Origin of the sequence: Candidatus Nitrospira allomarina (assembly GCF_032050975.1) — a bacterium.
GTDB classification, from domain to species: Bacteria; Nitrospirota; Nitrospiria; order Nitrospirales; family UBA8639; genus Nitrospira_E; species Nitrospira_E allomarina.
Genome location: NZ_CP116967.1, coordinates 3,612,807 through 3,630,924, shown reverse-complemented (window position 1 = coordinate 3,630,924; position 18,118 = coordinate 3,612,807). Strand labels below are relative to the sequence as shown.

The 18,118-nt window shown below is 55.2% G+C and carries 18 protein-coding genes; 4 read left to right on the top strand and 14 right to left on the bottom strand.

From position 1 onward, the window contains the following. Nucleotides 1-39 precede the first annotated feature (39 nt). From PP769_RS16110 to PP769_RS16045, 14 genes are all read right to left on the bottom strand, one after another. Nucleotides 40-330 (bottom strand): type II toxin-antitoxin system RelE/ParE family toxin, encoded by a 291-nt coding sequence (locus PP769_RS16110; protein ID WP_312642001.1) that lies wholly within the window; start codon nt 328-330, stop codon nt 40-42. After that, complete coding sequence (locus PP769_RS16105; RefSeq protein WP_312641999.1) at nt 323-559, bottom strand: type II toxin-antitoxin system ParD family antitoxin; 237 nt, start codon at nt 557-559, stop codon at nt 323-325. Before PP769_RS16105 ends, PP769_RS16110 begins: the two co-directional genes overlap by 8 nt. Before the next feature lie 160 nt (nt 560-719). Then, the gene (pdeM, locus tag PP769_RS16100; protein ID WP_312641997.1) at nt 720-1,400 is read right to left on the bottom strand and encodes a ligase-associated DNA damage response endonuclease PdeM; all 681 of its coding nucleotides are present in this window, start codon (nt 1,398-1,400) and stop codon (nt 720-722) included. Next, entirely contained in the window at nt 1,397-3,877 is a 2,481-nt protein-coding gene (locus PP769_RS16095) for a ligase-associated DNA damage response DEXH box helicase (protein ID WP_312641995.1), read from the bottom strand. The genes pdeM and PP769_RS16095 overlap by 4 nt, the downstream gene beginning before the upstream one ends. After that, nucleotides 3,874-5,490: an ATP-dependent DNA ligase gene (locus PP769_RS16090; RefSeq protein WP_312641993.1), complete on the bottom strand. Its 1,617-nt coding sequence runs from the start codon at nt 5,488-5,490 to the stop codon at nt 3,874-3,876. The genes PP769_RS16095 and PP769_RS16090 overlap by 4 nt, the downstream gene beginning before the upstream one ends. After that, nucleotides 5,487-6,503: a ligase-associated DNA damage response exonuclease gene (locus tag PP769_RS16085; RefSeq protein WP_312641991.1), complete on the bottom strand. Its 1,017-nt coding sequence runs from the start codon at nt 6,501-6,503 to the stop codon at nt 5,487-5,489. The genes PP769_RS16090 and PP769_RS16085 overlap by 4 nt, the downstream gene beginning before the upstream one ends. Before the next feature lie 379 nt (nt 6,504-6,882). Continuing rightward, nucleotides 6,883-9,309 carry a heavy metal translocating P-type ATPase gene (locus tag PP769_RS16080; RefSeq protein WP_312641989.1) on the bottom strand — a complete coding sequence of 809 codons (2,427 nt, stop codon included), beginning with the start codon at nt 9,307-9,309 and terminating at the stop codon, nt 6,883-6,885. Between the two features lie 226 nt (nt 9,310-9,535). After that, nucleotides 9,536-9,676 (bottom strand): hypothetical protein, encoded by a 141-nt coding sequence (locus tag PP769_RS16075; protein WP_312641987.1) that lies wholly within the window; start codon nt 9,674-9,676, stop codon nt 9,536-9,538. After that, nucleotides 9,673-9,891 carry a heavy-metal-associated domain-containing protein gene (locus PP769_RS16070; RefSeq protein WP_312641985.1) on the bottom strand — a complete coding sequence of 73 codons (219 nt, stop codon included), beginning with the start codon at nt 9,889-9,891 and terminating at the stop codon, nt 9,673-9,675. Before PP769_RS16070 ends, PP769_RS16075 begins: the two co-directional genes overlap by 4 nt. Before the next feature lie 196 nt (nt 9,892-10,087). Beyond that, a complete protein-coding gene (locus tag PP769_RS16065) occupies nt 10,088-10,684 on the bottom strand; it encodes an RNA polymerase sigma factor (RefSeq protein ID WP_312641983.1) in 597 nt (198 codons plus the stop codon). Between the two features lie 621 nt (nt 10,685-11,305). Continuing rightward, a complete protein-coding gene (gene deoC / locus PP769_RS16060; protein ID WP_312641981.1) occupies nt 11,306-11,980 on the bottom strand; it encodes a deoxyribose-phosphate aldolase in 675 nt (224 codons plus the stop codon). A gap of 120 nt (nt 11,981-12,100) precedes the next feature. Next, nucleotides 12,101-12,364 carry a hypothetical protein gene (locus PP769_RS16055; RefSeq protein WP_312641979.1) on the bottom strand — a complete coding sequence of 88 codons (264 nt, stop codon included), beginning with the start codon at nt 12,362-12,364 and terminating at the stop codon, nt 12,101-12,103. A 446-nt stretch (nt 12,365-12,810) separates the two neighbouring features. Next, nucleotides 12,811-13,215, bottom strand: a complete 405-nt coding sequence (locus PP769_RS16050) for a hypothetical protein (protein ID WP_312641977.1) — start codon at nt 13,213-13,215, stop codon at nt 12,811-12,813. 257 nt (nt 13,216-13,472) lie between these two features. Beyond that, nucleotides 13,473-14,444 carry an aldo/keto reductase gene (locus PP769_RS16045; RefSeq protein WP_312641975.1) on the bottom strand — a complete coding sequence of 324 codons (972 nt, stop codon included), beginning with the start codon at nt 14,442-14,444 and terminating at the stop codon, nt 13,473-13,475. A 238-nt stretch (nt 14,445-14,682) separates the two neighbouring features. Here PP769_RS16045 and PP769_RS16040 point away from each other — a divergent pair, with 238 nt between their 5' ends. The 4 genes from PP769_RS16040 to PP769_RS16025 all read left to right on the top strand — a co-directional run bounded on the left by PP769_RS16040 (nt 14,683) and on the right by PP769_RS16025 (nt 17,988). Further along, nucleotides 14,683-15,237, top strand: coding sequence for a hypothetical protein (locus PP769_RS16040; protein ID WP_312641973.1), 555 nt, complete (start codon nt 14,683-14,685; stop codon nt 15,235-15,237). A gap of 334 nt (nt 15,238-15,571) precedes the next feature. Further along, nucleotides 15,572-15,949 (top strand): hypothetical protein, encoded by a 378-nt coding sequence (locus tag PP769_RS16035; protein WP_312641971.1) that lies wholly within the window; start codon nt 15,572-15,574, stop codon nt 15,947-15,949. 84 nt (nt 15,950-16,033) lie between these two features. After that, nucleotides 16,034-16,882 carry a CBS domain-containing protein gene (locus PP769_RS16030; RefSeq protein WP_312641969.1) on the top strand — a complete coding sequence of 283 codons (849 nt, stop codon included), beginning with the start codon at nt 16,034-16,036 and terminating at the stop codon, nt 16,880-16,882. A gap of 50 nt (nt 16,883-16,932) precedes the next feature. Then, entirely contained in the window at nt 16,933-17,988 is a 1,056-nt protein-coding gene (locus PP769_RS16025) for an NAD(P)-dependent alcohol dehydrogenase (RefSeq protein ID WP_312641967.1), read from the top strand. Nucleotides 17,989-18,118: the final 130 nt, after the last annotated feature.

Sequence of the window (18,118 nt, the reverse complement as noted above, 5' to 3'; positions counted from 1 at the left end):
AGGAGTTTCCTGGGAGAGTGGCGGAGCGATCCACCCCGGTTACATGTGGATGTCCGGATTCATACTTTGGTGGATGACTCTGGCGATCACAATCCGTTTCTTTCCCATTTTGTAAAAAATTGAGTGGGGGCCACATTCGAAGCGAAAATACTCGGGCAGGATTTCACTGCAATCTCTTCCCAATGTTGGACTGTCGGCCAACTGCAGCAGGCAATCCCTGAAGGAGAGGAAATATTCATCCGCCATGTTTTGTCCGAATTGCTGGATGGAAAATTCATAGGTTCGCTGGAGATCCTGGTCTGCCTTTTTAGAGAGTTGATACTCACTCATGGTCTGCACATCGTTTTTTCACATCGTTCATAATATCCTCAACTTTCCGGCGGCTCACACCGCTGCGGTCTCCTTCAAGAAGTGTCCGTCGTAACACTTCGACCTTTTCCTGATCCCGCCGGATTAGATGACGAACATAATCGCTGGCGTTCGCGTATTTTCCCGTTGCAATTTGACCCTGCACCCAGTCCTTCATGGGATCGGGAACCGACACATTCATCGTTGCCATAGACTCGCCTCCATTTTTCATTTTGGCATAGATGGGCAATACGTTCCAACCAGACGTTTTGTGCGACTATCGTTCGGGTCGTCTCGAGGGGCGATTCTTTATATTGATTCGCTCACCTTCATCGTTGGGAACGGCCTTCTCCAGCCGATGGATATGATGTTCAGCGTGGTGGAATTTCAATGATCTCCTCGGTGCCGATAAAAAAAATTCGGTCGCCGGGAATGCGTGAGATATTGTATCCCCCGGTAAACGTCCCGAAGGCAGGGAGGACCGCAGAGTCGGGCCGAAACCAGAAGACCGGGCTCCGGAGACGGTCTCCACGGCTGGCAAGTAAATAGGTGGGATGAAGATGCCCGGCGAGTGTAAACAGTCCCTGACAAGACATGGGTTGATGGGCATAGGCAAAGGGCGCCGAGACATGGGGTTCATGGAGCCACCTGACCTGCGACCCGAACATCTCCCGGCCCTTTACCCGATCATGATTGCCGGCCACCACGGCGATGTCCAAGGACGAATGAGATTTCAGCCACTGTAAGAATTCATCCGGCCACGTTTCGTCCTGCCCAGGGGCGGTGTGCATTAAATCGCCGAGCACGATCAGCTGATCCGGGCGACACCAGGCAATGAGTTGTGAAAGACGCAGAAGATTCGAGGGATGAATCCCATACGGCATGGCCAGGCCGGCCCGTCCGAAGGCCGCTTCTTTCCCCAGATGGATATCAGCCACCAGCAATGTCCTGGTGAAGGGACGATAGATGGCTCGTTTACTATGGAGAATGAGGGTTTCTCCCGCGCAGTCAATGACCATTTCTTGATGATGACCGGCTTGCCTGGCATTCATCTGCGATGACCGGTCAGCACGCGTGCCATTTTGACATTCCGACGCTCGGGGGATTCCTTCTCCAGCGAGGCAATCATGTTCAGCACGCGTTCCCGCCAGGTTTCGCTGGAAATCGTTTGACTTTGTATTCGCTCGGCCCAGAGCGGAAAGGCCAGGGGCGTCAGGCGTTTGGGATGGGTCAGAACGAGGGTTTGAGTGACGATGCGCTCGAGGATCCCGGCCAGTCGGGTCGATTGAAGTTGGTTCTCCAAGACCTCGCGCCACGCTTGATCGAGAAGAAGGTTGTGGGGATCATAAGCGGTGAACACATCGTAAATGAGACTACTGGAGGCCTGAATCTGTTTGGTGGTTTTATTCTTTCCCGGATATCCCTGAAAAACGAGTCCGGCGATGCGCGCGATATCCCGAAACTGCCGCCGGGCGAGTTCTGTGGTGTTCATACACCCGTGAAGATCCTCCAACAAATTCTGGGTCGTCAACATCTTTGCAAGAAGTGTTTCGTCCAGGTCGGGGTTTTCTTTCGATAATAATTCGAACCCGTAGTCGTTAGCGGAAAGTTTGAAGGTCATTGGACGGAGGCGGGTCAACCTGTAGGCCAGGAGGGTCGCCAGGCCTTCATGCACCAGGCGCCCGCCGAAGGGGTAACAAAACAGGCTGACCCCTTCCCGTCCCCTCACCATCTCGCACAACAGGATGGAGGGATCGGGGATGCGAGACCAGCGGCTTTGGATTGTCAGGAGATCCCGGATGGCCCGCATTTCGGGGTCGGGGACGTCCTCCGTTCGCGATCGTCCGAGCAGCGCCAAGACGCTGTCGGCCAACTCACTACTGAGCGGCATGCGCCCGCCCTGCCATCGAGGGACCGTTCGCGCGCCGTTCGTCGCATGCTGCACGTAGGCGGTCATGTCCTGGACCATCATCAATTTGACCAGTCGGCCGGCAAAGAGGAAGCGATCGTTTTTTCTGAGCTTGGCGATAAAATCCTCTTCAATATGACCGAGGAGCCCACCGCGTAGCCACCGGACCTGCATGGCCGTGTTGCTGGTGATCGTCCCGATACTCATCCGGTGATGGGCGGCAAGACGTCGATCCTCCACCCGATAGACCCCCTGACTCTCGTTGACTTTATGGAACTGCGGATAGCCCTGCAGCGTTTGGCCTCCCCGGGTGATAAAGTCCAACACCCATTGCCATTGCGCGTCCTGAAGGCCGACGAACGCCATTGTGGATTCAATTTCTTCGCGCATCGCTTCAGGTTCAAATCCGCTGCCCAGGGCGATCGTAATGAGATGCTGCGCGAGCACATCCAGACACGACCGGAGAGGGGGTCGGGATTCCAAAAACCCGGCTTCCGCCGCATGCCGGGCCGCGGCGATTTCGACGAGTTCAAATGCATGCGTGGGGACGCACACCACCCGGGATTCGGCGCCCGGTTGATGGCCGCTGCGGCCGGCCCGTTGCAACAGGCGGGCAATGCCCTTTGGACTTCCCACCTGAATCACCTGGTCCACCGTGCTGAAATCCACCCCAAGGTCCAGAGATGAGGTGCACACCACGCAGCGCACGGCCCCGGCCCGCAATTTTTCCTCGATACGATGACGCAACGACTGATCGATCGATCCATGGTGGAGATCGATTTCCGGCGTCCAGTCGGGCCGGGCTTTACCAAGGGCTTCCGCCCACTGTTCGGCCTGCGCCCTCGTATTGGTAAACAGCAGGGTGGTGTTGCTGTTTTCCAAAAGTTCGATGACCTGAGGAAGAAGCTGAAGACCCAGGTGGCCGCTCCAGGGAAACTTTCCGGCTGAGACCGGGAGAACCGCCTCGATGTGAGTGGTTTTGGGCTGCGAATCCTGAATCATGATTCCTTTCCCATGCGGACCCAGCAAGGCCTCCATCGCCTCATCGACATTCCCCAATGTGGCCGAGAGACCCCAGGTCTGCAGGTCCGGCCGCCAGCGTCGAAGTCGGGCCAGACACAATTCAAGCTGAACCCCGCGTTTGGTTCCGATGAGTTCATGCCATTCGTCGACGATCACGGTATGCAGTCGGGAAAACCATTGCTCTCCTTCAGGGTAGCTCAACAGCAATGACAAACTTTCGGGGGTGGTGATGAGAGCCTCCGGAGGCTTTTGGCGTTGTCGGGAACGGACGGATGAGCCTGTATCGCCCGTCCGGATCTCCACTCGCCAGGGCAGATCCAGAGCTTCGACCGAATCCCGTAGATTCGCGGCCAGGTCGTTGGCCAACGCGCGCAGCGGAGTAATCCACAACACCTGCAACCCTTTGTTGACGGCGGGGGTCTCGAGCGCGCGACGAACCGGCCCGAGCCAGGCGGCCAACGTTTTTCCGCTACCGGTCGGGGAATAGATCAACCCCGAGTGCCCTTGTCGATAAGCCCGCCAGGCTTCCCGTTGAAAGCGGAATCGGGTCCACCCTTTTGCCGTGAAATACGCGTCGATTCGTGTGCCTGTGCTCATGCGGTTCCCGTCCCGGGCAGGGAATGAACATCGGCAAGCGAGTCGGCATCTTTGGGATGAAGGTCCCGTCGCCATCGGGCAATGCGGGGAAACCGCACGGCCACGCCCGATTTGTGGCGGGATGACCGGTTGATCGCCTCGAAGGCCAATTCAAAAACTTGTTCGGGTTTCACGGAGCGCACGGGCCCGAATCGTTTGAGGGTATGTTGCCGTATCCATTTATCCAGTTCATAAATTTCCTCATTGGTCAGTCCGGAATAGGCTTTGGCAATCGGAACCAATTCCTGATCCTGCCACACGCCGAACGTATAGTCGGTGTATAAATTCGCGCGGCGCCCGTGGCCGGGTTGGGCATACATCATGACCGTATCGAGGGTGTGAGGGGTGATTTTCCATTTCCACCAATGCCCGCGACGGCGCCCGACTTCGTACAGGGCGTCCCGGTGTTTCAACATCAACCCTTCCACGAGTCGCCCCCGCGATTCCGCCTGCCACTGTGCGGCCTCCTTCCAACTGGTGACGGACAGCAGCGGTGAAATTTTCAAAACCGGTCCGGCTTGTTTGAGGAGCGTATCCAGCAGGGCACGCCGTTCCGTCGTTGTATGCTGACGCATGTCCTGGCCTTCATGCTCGATGAGATCATAGGCCATGAAACAAATGGGAATGTCTTGCAGAAGTTTTTTGCCGACGGTCTTGCGGCCGAGCCGGCGTTGCAGGATCGTAAAGGGCATCACGCCTGTCTCCTCCGACCAGGCCAGGATTTCTCCGTCGAGCACGGTGCCTTCAGGTAACCCATACGCGGCGTCCCGCACTTCAGGATAGCGATCGGTGACCAGTTCTTCCCCGCGGGTCCAGATGTAACAGGCCCCGGGCCGTCGCAAGAGTTGAGCCCGGATGCCATCCCACTTCCATTCCACCAACCACTCGCGCGCGTCTCCCAATTGCGTCTTCAACTCCTGAAGAGTTTTCTGTTGCTCCAAGGGGCTGGCCAGACAAAAAGGATACGGGCGGGAATGATCGGTGGAGCCGTCATCCGGAGCGGTCAATTGGTCATAAAATTGTGGGGTTGGTTCCCAATGGCCCATCAGCCGGTGCAGAATGACCGGCCGAGGTAAATTGGCGCTGTCGGCTAATGCGCGGGCGACGAGAAGATGGGAGACACCCACCCGGAGCGAGCCGGTCAGGAGTTTATTCACCAAATAGCACGTATCGTAATCCAGATGTTGCCACCAACTTTGGATCCGCAGGCGCTGTTGGTCCGGAGGTTCCGTGCCTAATACCAGCATTTCTTTCTCCATCCATTCCGATAGGGAATGGTTGATTGAAGTTGGCGCTTGGGTATCGGTCAACAGCGCCGCAGTTTCAGCCAGGTCTCCGACACTGGCGTACGTTTCCTCCACCAGCCAGGCCGGAAGATTCGACGCTTCGATCATCCACTGCCGCAAATTGGCCGGTCCCACCATGCGCTTGAACCGGCGGCCGGACAGAAAATACACCGCCCAGGCCGCATCGGCCGGTGGGACCGACTCGAAATACCGCCGCAGGGCGGCGAGCTTGATGTTCGTCGAGGTGGTCTGATCCAGAGCCCGGTAAAGAGTGGCAAACCGTTTCATACCGACTCCGGATCCGCAAAAGGTGATCCCAGGCTGATCGCATCCACACCCTGCTCGCCAAGGTACCGCACCAGGATGTCGGAAAATCCGTGATGCAGTTGGATACGACTCGCCCGGCTGTCGTCAAACGTTTGCAGCAGCGATGGCCAGTCTGCGTGATCGGACAGGACAAAGCCCCGATCATATCCACCGCGACGGCGATTGCCGCGCACCCGCATCCAGCCTGAACAAAACCCGGTCTGAGCGCCTTTAAACCGTCGCATCCAGGGCGATCCCAGCGCGCCGGGAGGGGCTAGGATCAGTTCACCGGCATAGTCCCGTTTATTCTGGAGGTCGATTTTCTCCGTCGGCAACATGGCAATGCCCGCTTCTCGATAGATATCCACGATGGGTAGGATGGCACCATGCAGAAAGACTTTGCGGTCGGTGAGTTTATTGAGCTCAGCCAGTACGCGCTGTGCCTTCCCCAATGCGTAGCAAAACAAAACCGAGACCTGGTGGAGTTCGATGTTTTCGTCCCACCACGCCAGGATATCCCGGGCCACCTGCCCGGCAGGAGGCCAACGATAAATCGGAAGGGCAAACGTGGCTTCGCTGATCAACGTATCGCAGGGAACAACCTCAAACGGCTGACAGGTCGGATCGTGGTCCCGTTTGAAATCCCCGGTCACCACCCAGACCTCTCCTTGATGCTCCACGCGGACCTGAGCCGAACCTAAAATATGGCCGGCCGGGTGCAAACTGACTGTGGTATCCCCAAGAGTAAACGGGTCACCATAGGAAACCGTGCGCAAAGAAATGTCGTTGGATAAACGTTTCTGCAAAATCGGTGAGGATCCAAAGGTGCTGAAATAGGTCTCCGCCACATTTCTGGCATGATCGGCATGTCCGTGGGTGATGACCGCCCGCTCGACCGGTCCCCGGACCGGATCGATGTAAAACCTCCCCTGAGGACAGTACAGGCCGTAGGGTGTCATTTGGATCAATGCGGTTTCAGGTGCAAAAGAAGTCATAGTGTCTCTGTCCAGGGGTAACCCATAATTGTATCAAATGGGCGTTCCTTCCAAGGTTGGCAAAGTTCTTCCACTTCCGTCAGAAGGCGAAATATAAGGATTGGGAAGGAGAAAAAAACGAAAAGGTTAGACACGCGACATATGGCTGGCCTCTGACGAGGGCAAATCCGTGAGCCCTTTGTGTGGCATGGCGTGCCGACAGCGTTGAAAAGGATTCGAGATATGTTGAGACAACAGATCAGCCGGAACGCTGTTGTGAGAGCTAATAAAAAACGTTGGCTCCAATTCCTGAAGCCAGATACCGGAACGATGAGAAGCCGGGAGGAAATGGATTCGTTTCTTCCCGGCTGCCTGGGCCCATCAAGTTGGCTGACGATCCTCAGTTCTCCGGCGACCACATGCGGAGGCGGAGGCTGTTGGTGACGACACTGACGGAGCTGAAGGCCATGGCGGCACTGGCCAGGATGGGGCTGAGCATGATGCCCCAGATGGGGTAGAGGATACCGGCCGCAACCGGGATGCCCACGACATTATAAATGAAGGCCCAGAACAAATTTTGCTTCATGGTCTTCATCGTCTGCCGGGCCAACTCGATGGCGGACCCGACCGCTCGCAGATCGTTGCGCATGAGGGTGACATCGCCGGCTTCGATGGCAATATCGGACCCTGCTCCCATGGCAATGCCGATATCCGCCTGGGCGAGGGCGGGTGCGTCGTTCATGCCGTCACCGACCATGGCGACGACTTCTCCTTTTGCCTGGAGCCGCGTGATTTCCGCCACCTTTCCTTCGGGTAAGACGCCCGCCACGACCCGTGTGATCCCGGCCATTTGTGCCACGGCTTCTGCGGTGCGTTGATGGTCGCCCGTGAGCATCATCACCTGATACCCCAGCCGGTGCAAGCGGTCGACAACCTCACGAGACGAGGCTTTCAGCGGGTCGGCAATGGCCACTAAAGCGGCCACGGTTCCGTCGATGCCCACATACACGGGGGTTTTCCCTTCTCTGGCGAACCGCTCGACATCCTGTTGAATTGCGCCGGTCTGGATTCCCAACTCAGACATCAGGGCCTGGTTTCCCACGGCGACTTTGTAGTCTTCGACCACTCCCACGGCACCCCGTCCCGTCATCGCTTGAAACGCGTGCACCGGAGACAAGGGGTATTTCTGGGTTGTGGCATGCCGCACGATGGCTTGGCCGAGCGGATGTTCCGATGAACGTTCCACCGAGGCGACGAGACGAAGGATTTCTTGTGCGGTGTGTGTGGTACCGGGGGCCGACAGAATTTCGGTGACGGCCGGTTGTCCTTCGGTGAGCGTCCCGGTTTTGTCCATGACGATGGTCGTGACCTGGCTTGCCCGTTGGAGCGCTTCTCCACCTTTGATGAGTATGCCCAGGTCGGCTCCTTTTCCGGTAGCCACCATGACGGCTGTGGGCACGGCCAATCCCATCGCACAGGGGCAGGCGATGATCAGTACCGACACGGCGGCAACCAGGGCGCGAATGGCAGGGGCGGTATCCGCCACCACAAACCACACCATAAATGTCGCAATCGCCAATGAGAGAACCACGGGAACAAAAATCCCGCTGACACGGTCGGCCAGTTTTTGAATGGGCGCACGTGACCCCTGGGCCTCGCGCATGAGTTGCACTATGCGAGAGAGCACACTGTCTGAGCCCAAGGTCGTGGCGTGGTACTGAAACGCGCCGGTGGTATTCATGGTGCCTCCGATCAGGCGATCGCCGGGCTGTTTGTCGACGGGCATGGATTCTCCCGTCAGCATCGATTCGTCGACCGAGCAGGTTCCGGCGAGAAAGGTGCCATCCACGGGGATGCGATCTCCGGGACGGACCAGCACGGTGTCCCCGGTGCGCATGTCTTCCACCGGGATCTCCTGTTCCCGGCCATCCCGGATGATCCGGGCGGTTCGGGGTTGAAGCGTCATGAGTTTTCGCAAGGCCGCCGATGTTTGGCGTTTGGCTCTTGATTCAAGTGCATTACCCGTCAAAATCAACGCAATGATCATGATGACGGCTTCATAATAGAGTTCCGGCGCCATGCCTCGCCTCAAAAAGATCTCGGGCGCGAGGGTGGCGAGGAGGGAGAAGAGGAAGGCCGCGCCGGTGCCAACCGCCACCAGGGTATTCATGTCGGCGGAATGATGGCGGAAGGCGGCCCAGGCCCGCGTATAAAAATGTCTGCCTGCCCAGGTCATGACGAAGACGGTCATGGCGAGCAGGGTGAATGCCAGGATGTTTGGATGTATCGCATAGAGATCGGGAGCGAATGATGTCAGAACGGGTGTCATCCATCCCATGATCCAGTGCATGAACGGATCGGTCACCCCACCGTGCGGGTGTGTGGGTGCGGCACTCATGAGCGGCATGGAGAGCACCATGGCAACCACCCCGAGGATTCCGCTGACCACCGCCTTGTTGCGAAATGATCGAAATTCCTCCGCCTGCTTTTGTTCCTGTTGTGCCTGCTCATCCTGGTCCGTGTGATCCGACGAATGGATCTCCGCTTCATATCCGGTCTGTGTAATGGCCCGTCTGACCGCATCCGGTGTCGTGGTGACCGGATCGTAGGTCACCTCCGCCGATTTCAACATCAAATTGACTGAGGCCTGAATGACGCCGGGTTCTTTGTCCAGCGCACGTTGCACGCGGATTTGGCAGGCGGCGCAGGTCATGCCGCCGACCGAAAGACTGACCCGTCGGGGAGGGCTCATGTCGGCGGATTCGTCCCGTTTCCTCACGGGAGGATGTGATCGTCTGCTCTCTGGTTTGGCGATGACGGTATTCATGTCCGATTTCCTATTCTGTCGGCTCGATGCTGATGGATAAGATTGTTGATTTCAATTTTCAGGCATGTAAAAAGTCTGCACGTTCTTGCTTGGCCTCCCACCCCGTTGTCATCCTGAGCCGTTCGGCGAAGGATCTGTGCCCAGGTGCAGACTTCCACGCTGAACGAGATTCTTCGTTGCACTCAGGATGACAAGGAAGCTAGGGCGTTACGGTTTCATTGATCGTTCATCGTGGGGCTGATGTCCTGAGTTCCGTCTTCCTCTGCACCCGCTTGGCTGCAACAGCTTGAGCCATGAAGAAGTACCAATTGACCCAGGCAATAGCCGATAGCCCACCGATGATGACGATCCATTCGATGGTGTTCATACGGCCTCCATGCTGAGCCGGGCTTTGTAGCCTTCCTCCTCGATCGCGTGAATAATTTGGTCGGGTGTGATGGTCTGCGGATAAAAGCCAAGGGTGGCCTCCCCAATTTTCACCTGATCCACCTTCACGCCCTTCAACTTGGAAAGGATGTTGGTGATACCTTGCACACAATGCCCGCAGCTCATGCCTTCAATTGTGAGTGTGAGATCTTCCATGGGAACCTCCGTCTGTTGAAATTGGTTTGTGTGTGGTGCATGTCCTGTTCGGTGTCCGACATGCCCGTCTGCTTATATAGACGGAACTCTTTCCTGATTCTTACAGCGAGGGATTATTTAAAACTGGAACGGGAAGAAAATTGAGCAAAAAGGAGGAAGAAGATGTGGGAGATGTAGGGAGAAGGGGAGTTGGGGCTTATTCGCAGGTGCAATTCAAGCACCCATGCTTGCTGCAAATCCCGCAGGAATCTTCCAGGGACTTGCGCAAGGCCTGGCGCGCTCGGTGTAACCGGACCGTGAGGTTATTGGTGGTGATGTGTAACTCCCTGGCGACGGATTGCAACGATTCTCCGGACAAATCGATCCGGCGAATGATGTCGGCATATTCAGGTTTGAGGGTCAACACGAGACGATCCAGACAGGCACAAATCGTCGGTTGCAGTTCATCCAGCGAAGGGACCTGATGGGTGCCCAGTGTCTCGGTCTCAACCAGAAAGGCTTGAAACCGCTTGGTGTCCGTTTCTTTGCTTCGATAATAATCAATCAACGCATGGCGAAGGATTTGATAGAACCAGGGGACGATCCGGTCCATCTTTTTGATGGAATGGAAATGGGCCATGGCTTTCATGAAGCATTGTTGCAGGAGGTCTTCGGCAAAGGCCGGATTACCCAGACGGCGGGTCAGAAAGGCGTGAAAGGCCTGGCGATGATCCGTTAACTGCTTCATCACCTCATCCAAGAGGGGGGGATGTTGGGCCTCTTTCCCCATTTCAGATGTGGCTTCGGTTTTCATGGGCGACTCAAGATTGTTGTCAACACATTCAGGAGGGCGAGACGATAGCACGCCTGGCCGGCAGTCGGAAAGCTCGGGTACGTGAAACGAAAGAGACGGCCTGGAACCATAACTTCCCGCTTACGACTGGCGGAATTGATGAATGGAAAAGGCAAGGAAGGAATCCCCCCTATTTTATGGTCATTTCAAATAAATTCCGAAATTTGGCTGGTTGGGTGAAGCACCATCGTTCGTTGCCGGCCAACCGGGCTGACGCCCAAATCACCAGGCGAACCGTTAATCCGACGCCTGCCGGCTGGCCCTAGGGAGGGACGCTCTTCGCATTTAGCGGACCTTGTTTGAGCAGAGCGAGTTGGTCCGCTCTTCTAAAGGTTGGCGTCCCTCCTCTTCAATGAGGCCAGGCGGGGCGTCAATGGTTTTGGGTCCTTTTGCCGAAACAAAAGGACTTCGGCTGCCGGGCCGAAACCCGGCATTCTATCCAACGATTCACATCATTTTCAGTAAGTAAGATGTGGGTGGAAGCAGGCATGACTTTGCTCCGAACACAGCGGAAGTTTATTGGAATGACTATCTATAATAATGTCGAGGAGAGGGAGAGAAAATTTTTAAGGAAGGTAAAATTTATCCCGGCCACATGTGCATGATGGACACGGATGAGGAACTCCCCAGGCGGGACGCTCCGGCATTGACCAACGCCACCGCAGTGATCAGGTCGCGGATGCCTCCGGCCGCCTTGACGCCCACCCGTGTTCCGACAATACTCCGCAAAAACCCCACCTCTTCAATAGTGACGTGGCGACCGGTAAATCCGGTCGACGTTTTCACATAATCCGCTCCGGCCTTCTCCACGAGTTGGCAACCTGTTTGTTGTTCTTCCTTATTTAAGAGCGATGTTTCCAGAATGACCTTGACCAGGATTTTTGATCGGGAGACACGACGCGCGACGTTCATGACGCCCTGAATATCGTCCAGGACGGCTCCATGATTGCCCGCTCGAAGCAAGCCAATCTGGATCACCATATCTACTTCATGCGCTCCGGCTTCAATGGCCAGTTTGGCCTCGTAGGCTTTCACATCCGGAAGCGTGTTGCCGTGAGGAAAGCCAATAACCGTGGCAATCCGGACGGGAGATCCCGTCAGGCAACGCGTGGCAAACGGAACCCAGAGCGGGGCGACGCAGACCGCCCCAAAGCCGAACGTCATGGCTTCTTCGCAGAGCTGTCGTATCTGATCTTTTGTGGTGTCGGGTTTTAACGCGGTATGGTCAATAATTTTAGTGAATTCGTCGCGGGTCATCCTGCAGGCTCCGATGAGTGGTTCGAGAGGTTGCGATATTCCCTTCGAAAATTCCTATGACCTGACCGTGTCGTATTGGTACCCGGATCAGACATCAAAGATGCGCTGATAGGGCACGGATTACAATGTCTTGCGAATGTTGTCGTAGCCTTTTTTTAGTTCATCCAGCACCAGTCCCAGCCCGGAGGACACGGATTCGGTGGTGTGACTCGCTTCTTTTTTAACCGCTTCCATCTTGGTCTTGACGTCTTCCCACCGTGTTTCAAGTTTCGCCCATTCATCACGCGCATCCGCTTTGGCCAGGTGTAATTTTACCTGAAGCTCGTCACGTTGGCGTTTTAGATCATCGGCAATCTTTTGCAGCTGTTCTAATGAATGCCCCATGAATGTCTCCTTTCCTTGAAACCCTACAGAACTAGTCGATGGATCTTTTATTAGATTAGCAAGAAACCGGACCAAGAGTGTACTTCGCCACGATGGCGAATTCATTCACCGGTCAACCGGCGATTCGTTTGCTGTGCAGGGAAGCAGGAAGCATGTCGATTTTCAGGAGAAGGGGAGGGAGCGTGGCACCTGGTCCTGTGGAGCACCGGGTTGTGTTGGGTCGAGTCGCGCAAGTGTCTAACAGGCTGTTGAACCTCAAAGTTCTTCTGAGAGCTTATGGGGATTCAGAATTTTACGATCTTCTTTGAGCGAAGCAGGATGTTCAAAAAGGCCCGTCTAGCCCTGTCCTGAGGCTCCTCAAAGGAAAGGCCGCCGCCGCTTGGACGGGCGGAGCGTACAGAGAGGTATGTGAATACGGCCAAGGCGCTTATTTAAAACTTTCCTAGTTAAAAAGGATCTTTTTGTGCCATCGCGTCCTCCGTCTTCACTTCATAGGGGACGATATCGCAGGTGCAGCCTTTGACCTTTCGGTCGACATACATGGTCCAATGTCCGTCCCGGTTCACATCATGCCAGTAGAATAACGGCCATTCTTTGGTTTCGACAACCGAATTCCAATGTTCATTATATTCCGAGATGAGAATTTGGCGGGCGGTTTTGTAATCCACGATGCCGTCTTTGCGGAGGGAATATTCTCGAATGTAGAGGCCGGTGACAATATTGATATCTTCGTCGACCAGATAGGCCTCATCCGGTTCAGGTGGCGGCATTTCCGCTGTGGCGATTTCTCCTCCAAAGAGAATAAGGGCTAAAACGATAGTGAATGCGTGAATGGGGATGGTCGTTCGCATGACATCCTCCTTGGCTTGAGGCCCTGAGCCCGACTCCACCTGGTTGTGAGTGGACTTCCTCTTTGTTCTTTAGAGCAACTGGTATGCCAAAGATGACGTGAACGGTTGGTTGTGATTCAGGGGAGGTCAACCTGTTGAGTTGTAAGCAATTCGAATGGTGGTGAGGCCGGCGTGGGGTCAACGCACCCGTCAATATTTTGTCGATGCTTTATCCCTTTGTACACAAGTTGCAAATATTTGACACCCGGCGAGGGGTCTCACCAGGCGTAAGCTTCGGGTGCGGGGCCTCCTGGTCCGGGGAAAATGGTATCCAATTTTTTCAACACCTCTTTGGAAAGTGTGATGTCGAAGGTGCGCATGGCGCCCTGTAACTGATCCAGAGTTCGGGGCCCGATGATGGGTGCCGTGACGGCTGGTTGATGAAGCAGCCATGCCATGGCGATATGGGCAGGCGTTTCGCCTACTTCCCGGCACAGCGCTTCGTAGGCTTCCAACCGTGGCCGGAATTTTTCCACGTTCTTTCGCAGATCCTCATCGGCCCGCCGTCCGCTGGTCGCGGGTTCAAGCGCCCCGGCCAGGAGGCCGCGGGCGACCGGACTCCAGGGAATTAAGCCAATGCCGTACGCTTCACAGGCCGGAATGACCTCCAGCTCAATCATGCGGTCATTTAAGTTGTACAAACTTTGCTTCGCCACCAGTCCCAGGAAATTCCGGTGCCTGGCCATTTCCTGTGCTTGCGCCAGATGCCACCCCGCAAAGTTACTACTCCCCACGTATAAGATTTTCCCCTCGCGCATGAGTTGTTCCATGGCCTGCCAGATTTCCTCCCATGGCGAATGCCGGTCAATATGGTGCATCTGATACAGGTCGATATAATCGGTTTGGAGCCGGCGCAAACTGGCTTCACAGGCGCGCTTGATATGGAGTGCGGACAAACGGGATTGGTTGGGCCAGTCTCCCATTCGCCCGAACACTTTGGTGGCCAGGACGACTCTTTCCCGGCGTTGGCCTCCTTGCGCAAACCAACGACCGATGATCTGTTCGGTAATGCCTTCCCCCACTTCCCAGCCATACACGTTTGCGGTATCGAAAAAATTAATGCCGAGTTCCAGTGCGGTATCCATGATGGTTCCGCTGTCGGCTTCTGTGGTTTCCGGTCCGAAATTCATCGTGCCCAGACACAACCGGCTGACTTTCAACCCGGATCGACCAAGATGGACATATTTCATTCAGCCCCTCCTCATAATAGATGACGCACACAGCGGAGCCCTGACGCACTCTAGCAAGAATGAATAAATCTCTTCCAGAAGAAGGGAACACGAACGGCGGAATGGGTCTGGTGTTGAGTGTCCTGAAACCCCTGGGCCTGGGCTTTTAGAACGATTTTGAACTGCTTTCCCATTTGGCGTATGATGACCCCTCCTTCACGATTGTAGTGGGAGGCCCTCTCCCACCCGGAGGTCCACCATGCACACGTCGATTCAATATAGCATCGATAAAGCCGATTGCATTCGGTTTATCAATGAGGGTTGGTTACAGTTTGCCTGCCAAAATGCCGGAGGGCATCTGAATCGCGCGTATGTCATTGGAAAGTCTCTCTGGGATTTCATTGAAGGAGAAGAACTCCGTCAGATATACCGCCACATTTTTAAAGTCGTGAGAAAGAAGCAGCAAGCCGCGGTTTTCAAGTTTCGCTGCGATTCCCCGGTATGTCGCCGGTATTTTCAACTCATGGTGTCTCCTCTTCAGGAGGACGAACTGATGTTCTCGACTCACCCCATCCGTGTGGTTCCACGAGACCCTGTATTGTTCCTCGATCCCGATGTACAGAGAGGAGAGCCCTTTCTGACGATCTGTAGTTGGTGTATGAAAGTCCGTCTCCCGAACCAGGGATGGGTCGAGTTGGAGGAGGTGGTGAATTATCTTGATCTTCTTGGCAGCAAGGTTGTGCCTTCCCTGACGCATGGGATTTGCACGAAATGTCAGGGCAACATCGAGAAAGAGTTGAAAATCCTGAAGTGACCAGGTAGAACAGGCCATGGCCCTGTTCATGTCAATGGAAGCCTAGGAGGCTGTCGGACTGAGGATGAATCGGCTCCAAAAGCGTTTAAGCGGTCCATATTTCACCGCTTTCTTGGACCATAGTCTTACTATGGGCCGGCGAAATCGTCAATATCTGGCCTCGCTCAGCCGCTTTTTCGCTCTCGATCCCCCAAGTCCGACTGGCTCCTAGTGTGCTCGAAAAAATCTGACATGGTGGTGTATAGTCGTTCAGCGTATTCGTGGACAAAAGGACGCAAATCTCTGTGACCGGTTGTTCGTTGGGAGATTTATTATTGGTCAATTGGAGGGTAGTATGGCCGTAACAAAGAAGTCGATCCGTCAAGCACCTCAGAAACGCACTCCTACCTCGAAGAAAAAGCAGACGCCTTCTCGTAAAAAAGGACCAGCCTCCTCCAAGAAAGGACCGGTCTCCTCCAAGAAAGGGACCGCCTCTCGAAAAAAGGGGATCGCCTCCAGGAAATCAACGCGGCCTCAACGTGTGGGGGGGGCTCGTGCACCGGGAGGCATGGCCAAAACGATTGAGTCTCTCACTGAACGCCTCGATATCATGCTCCCTGAAGTTATGTTCCGGATTGCCGCAATTGAGCATCTCCTGGTGAAAAATCAACTGTGCCTGTATGAGGAACTCACCAACGCTCGACAATTTATTCAGGAACAGGAACGTACGTGATCGGAATGCCCGGGCCAGGGATCAGGATCGAATGGGAAAGAGTGGCATGGGGGATTTTCACCCCTTGAGGAAGAAGGGAAGGTTATGAGCGTCGATTTTAAGGAAACCATTGGGCATTATATGCAGCGCGCCCTTCAAGGGGTGAGCGAAGACACCTCTGTGCTGAATGCGGTAAGTCTCATGGCGGCACGACGGATTGGGAGTCTCGTTGTCCATCCGGCAGGGCAGGAATCTCAGAGAACAAAAATTATCGGGCTCATTTCAGAGACCGATCTTATCCGCCTGGTCATCGCCAAAGATCTGAATGCGGCCGGAACGAATGTGGGGCAGATTATGGCAAGCCCGTTACTCTCCATTCCCTCTGATCGAACGATGCTGGATGCCAGCCATTTCATGGAGAAGCATGGCATTCGGCATCTTTGTGTGACAGAAGGGGAAGCCGTTGTCGGGCTGATATCCGTTCGCGACCTGGTGAAACATTTTGTGTATGCTGAGAAGGGGCCGATCCGGGATCTTGATGATGTGTACCGGCCGCTCAGTGTGCTGATGCGGCGTGACATTGAAACGATCGATCGGGAAGCGACACTCATCACCGTCGCCCAGCGTATGACCGACAAGCGGATCGGGGCCCTCATGGTGACGCAGGCTGGAGAGATGGTGGGGATTGTCACGGAGCGAGATCTGATCTACAAAGGCATGGCTCAGAACCGGGATCTGACTCAGGCCAGGGCGGGCTCCGTGATGACGCAAGCGCTGATCGATATTGATATCAACCGCACCGTGCATGATGCCAGCGATCTTATGGCCGAAAAAAATATTCGGCATTTGCCCATTACGGAAAACCATGCGATCGTGGGAATTTTGTCTGTCAGGGATCTGATGCGCATGATTTCCGTCAGGGATCGCCCCAGATTTCTCAATCAGCAATCATAGGGCTCTTCACCCATGGCCGGATTGAATTGTTTAATTTAAGGAGCGCATCGATGGGCGCAACCAAAGCCTATGCCGCGTTGCAAGCCGGGGCCTTGCTCGAACCGTTCAGCTTTGACCGGCGACCGGTCGGGTCGAATGACGTTCTGATCAAAATCGTGTATTGCGGAGTCTGCCACTCCGACATTCATCAGGCGCGAGACGAATGGGGTGGGTCCATCTTTCCTCTGGTCCCCGGGCATGAGATAGTTGGTACGGTGACCAGGGTGGGGGCAGGTGTTCAGAAGGTGAGTGAAGGAGAGACGGTCGGAGTCGGATGTTTTGTCGATTCATGTCGCACCTGTTCATCATGTACCCGTGGCTTAGAGCAATATTGTGAAGCGGGTATGATCCTGACCTACAACGGTCTCGACAAAGATGGCCGGCCGACTTATGGCGGGTACTCCAGCGAAATCGTGGTGCATGAATCCTATGTGCTCAAGATTCCTCACTCTCTTCCGCCGGCAGGAGTCGCCCCCCTGTTGTGTGCCGGAATTACCACGTACTCTCCTTTGCGACAGTGGGGCATAGGGAAAGGCCATATGCTTGCTGTGGTGGGGCTCGGGGGGCTCGGTCACATGGCCGTTAAATTTGGTAGGGCCTTTGGGGCGGAGGTCACCGTCTTGAGCCGCACGGACCTGAAGCGGGGGGAAGCTGAGCGTCTTGGGGCGGCAGGGTTTGCGGCGACTTCGCAGGAAGGGACCTTGACGCGTTTGGCCCGTCAGTTTGATTTTGTGATTGATACGGTCTCTGGGACCCATGATTTCAATGCCTATCTGGGGCTGCTTAAAACTGATGGAACGTACATTATGGTCGGTGCGCCGAGCGAACCCCTCTCCGTTGAGGCCTTTGCGCTTATTATGCGGCGACGGCGTCTGGTGGGTTCCCTGATTGGCGGGATTCGTGAGACACAGGAAATGCTGAATTTTTGCGGGGAGCATGGGATCACTTCCGATGTGGAGGTCATTCCCATCAATCAAATAAATGAAGCCTATGAACGCGTCCTTCGGGGGGACGTCCGTTTTCGTTTTGTCATCGATATGGCATCGATAACAGACACCCCCTCATAACGAGAGCTTCGCCAGTGGTCCTGATGTGTGTATGACCGGAAACTTCGCGAAGGAAGTCTTTTGGCTTGCCAGCCCGGTTGCAATAAGAGGAGGAGATGCCAGTTCCCATTCCCCTTGTGAACAACTAATC